The organism is Pelagibacterium sp., assembly GCF_035555455.1.
Lineage (GTDB): Bacteria > Pseudomonadota > Alphaproteobacteria > Rhizobiales > Devosiaceae > Pelagibacterium.
On record NZ_DATMGM010000038.1, the window covers coordinates 1 to 3,116 of the forward strand.

Sequence of the window (3,116 nt, forward strand, 5' to 3'; positions counted from 1 at the left end):
TCGATGGGGAGCGGATCGGTGGGACGCATGGGGGTATGTCGCCGGATTTTGTGGGCGGCGCAAGGGGGAGGCCTTCTCGAACGGTCGAGTTTGTTTTGGCTCAGCGCCCCCTCATCCCCACCCTTCTCCCCTGGGGGAGAAGGGGGCTCATATGGTTGGGACCGCGGCAGGGACGGAAGCGCTGGTGTGTACTGGATCCCGGATCAAGTCCGGGATGACGGCGGTGGGGGGGGCAAGAGCGGCATAAAACGCTGGCGCGCAGAGCGTGGGATGGGGGGCATCAATTCCAGCGTCACGGATGACGGCGGTGGGGGTGGGAGGTACGGGCCTGATCAGCGCACCAGAGGTCATCCCGGGCGAAGACCCGGGAACCAGTATGCTCGGTGGACGTGTGGATCAGCGGCGGGGATGATCCCTTGCGCTTCTCCCCTCGTGGGAGCAGGGAAGAAAGATACGGGAGCCGCCTGATCTACTCCGCAGCGGCGCGGGGGTCGGGGAGGTCGGCGGGGCCCGCGGCGTCGCCGGGGGCGGTCTCGGCGTTGAGGTCGGGGAAGGCGACGATGCGGCGGCCGGAGAAATCCTCGCGCAGGACCACCAAGTCCCGGTCCTCGAAATAGGTCAGCAAACGCCGGGCGCGCGAGGCGGAATGGCTGCCATAGGCGCGGGCCAGCGTCGCATCGGACGGACAGGGCAGCCCTTCGACGGCGGCGCGGGCGACCATGAGAAATACGCCCTGCACATCATCGGGCAGCGTGCGGGCCAGATCGAGCGCCGCCTGCCAGTCATCGGACTGGGCGGCTTCGGTATCGACACCGGCCCGCGCCACGGCAAAGCGGCGTTTGAAATCGTTGAGATCGGGCGGCGTGCCCGGCACCCGGCGGATGCGCAGGCGCACGAGAAAGTCCTGATACAGCACGGCGACCGACCGGAAACTGGCGTCGGGATCTTCAAGGATTTCAGCAAGCACCACATCGATTCCCGCCTCGCGCTCGGCGGCGTCGACCTCGGGGAAGAGCGACGGGGCTTCGGGCTCGGCCGCCGGGACGGGGCGGCTCAACTGGGCGAGGATATCGGCGGTGGGGCGCGGCGCGGGCGGGCTGACCCGACGCGGCAGGGGACGGATTTCTTCCTCCGGGCTGGGCGTGAAGATCAGATCGGCGGCGTCGGCTCCAGTATCGGGCAACGGCATCAGCTTGGGCGACGTCGAGCGCGCGCTGGTCTCGACCGGCCCAATCAGGATGGGCAGCGGGCGACGCGACAGCGCCGGGCCGAGCGCAACGAAATGGCCCTTTTCCAGATCGCGGAACATCTCGGTGCCGCGCCGGTCCATGCCCAAAAGATCGCCAGCGCGGGCCATGTCGATATCGAGAAAGGTGCGCCCCATGAGGAAATTGGACGCTTCGGCGGCGACGTTCTTGGCGAGCTTGGCCAGACGCTGGGTGGCAATCACCCCCGCCAGCCCGCGCTTGCGGCCCCGGCACATGAGGTTGGTCATCGCGCCAAGCGAAACCTTGCGCGCCTCGTCAGACACTTCGCCGCCAACGGCGGGGGCGAACAGCTGCGCCTCGTCGACCACAACCAGCATGGGATACCAGAAATCGCGTTCGGCATCGAACAGCCCATTGAGAAAGGCGGCGGCGGCGCGCATCTGGGCATCGGCCTCCAGCCCCTCAAGCGAAAGCACGACCGATACCCGGTGCTGGCGGATGCGGCCCGCGATGCGGGTCAACTCCTGCTCGGAACGGTCGGCCTCCACCACCACATGGCCGAACTTGTCGGCGAGGGTAACGAAATCGCCTTCGGGATCGATGACGCATTGCTGCACCCATGGGGCGCTCTGTTCGAGAAGCCGCCGCAACAGGTGGGACTTGCCCGAGCCGGAATTGCCCTGCACCAGAAGGCGCGTGGCGAGAAGCTCTTCGAGATCGAGCCGGGCCGGCGTGGCGGTCCGCGTCTTGCCCATGTCGATTTCGACGGTCATCAGTCCTGAAGCCCTCGCAAACTGGATCGGGAAAAGGGATTCGCCCCAAGGCGCGACATATCTTTAGCACCCCGGGCCGGGTTATGCACAATCCCCCGCCGACGATTCACATGTTGTGCTTTGACCCACCCATGCAAATCATCGTAAATCGCGGGTGCTGATCGGGTTGCGGAGTTCTTTTATGCCCTTGCGTCTGCTTTCGATGTTTCGGCGGCCACCGGTCGAGCCGGCGGGGCCGCAATTTGGCGCCCTGCCCTATCGGATCGTCGATGGGCAGGTGGTGGTGCTGCTGGTCACCTCGCGCGGACGGGGCAAGTGGATCTTTCCCAAGGGCGGGCAGATCGAGGGCATGACGCCCTGGGACAGCGCGGCGCAGGAAGCCTATGAGGAAGCAGGCGTCGAGGGCGAGATCGAAACCCGGCCCATCGGGTCGTATGTCCTGCCGGTGACCGACGAGCGGCCCAAGCCGATCGAGGTGAAGATTTTTCCGCTGCTGGTGACCAAGCAGCGCGATGACTGGAAGGAAATGGGCATGCGCTACCGCCACTGGGCGCTGGTGCCCGAGGCAAAGCGCCTGATTACCCATGAGGGCCTGGCCGATGTGGCCGTGGCGCTGGCGCAGCGGGAACGCCTGACGGCCGGGGAAGCGCGAAACGTCAGGCTCTGATGGCCCGGGCCGGGCCGACAATCGCCGCGCCCGTGACAACGGGGATCAAACGCCAAACAGCAGCATCATCGCCCAATAGATCAGCGCCGAGAGAACCGCCGCAGCAGGCACGGTGATCACCCAGGCGGCGGCAATCGACATCGCGTGGTCGCGGCGCACCAGATACCGGCGCTGGCGCTTCTGGAAATTGGCGACTGCTTCTTCGGCGGTGGCGTTGAGGTGATCGGTGCGCAGGAAAACCCCTTCGGGGCTGACCGCCTTGTTGCGGATGCCCTTGTTGGTGAACCCTTCGCGCAGGAACCCGACCCCGAACACCGCGCCGACCGCGATATGGGTGGACGACACCGGCAGGCCGAAGGCCGAGGCGATCAGCACCGTGATCGCCGCCGACAGCGCCACGCAATAGCCGCGGATTTCATTGAGCTTGGTGATCTTTTCGCCCACCGTGCGGATAAGGCGCGGCCCGAA

The 3,116-nt window shown here is 66.4% G+C and carries 3 protein-coding genes; 1 reads left to right on the top strand and 2 read right to left on the bottom strand.

The window, feature by feature from the left end; translation table 11 throughout:
• Positions 1-469 precede the first annotated feature (469 nt).
• Positions 470-1,981, bottom strand: a complete 1,512-nt coding sequence (locus VNS12_RS07145; protein WP_325487137.1) for an ATP-binding protein — start codon at positions 1,979-1,981, stop codon at positions 470-472.
• Positions 1,982-2,162: 181 nt separating this feature from the next.
• Here VNS12_RS07145 and VNS12_RS07150 point away from each other — a divergent pair, with 181 nt between their 5' ends.
• Complete coding sequence (locus VNS12_RS07150; protein WP_325487138.1) at positions 2,163-2,648, top strand: NUDIX hydrolase; 486 nt, start codon at positions 2,163-2,165, stop codon at positions 2,646-2,648.
• A 45-nt stretch (positions 2,649-2,693) separates the two neighbouring features.
• On the opposite strand, the gene VNS12_RS07155 is transcribed toward VNS12_RS07150, so the two are convergent.
• On the bottom strand, positions 2,694-3,116 hold a 423-nt coding region (locus VNS12_RS07155; RefSeq protein ID WP_325487139.1), incomplete at its 5' end, for an inorganic phosphate transporter.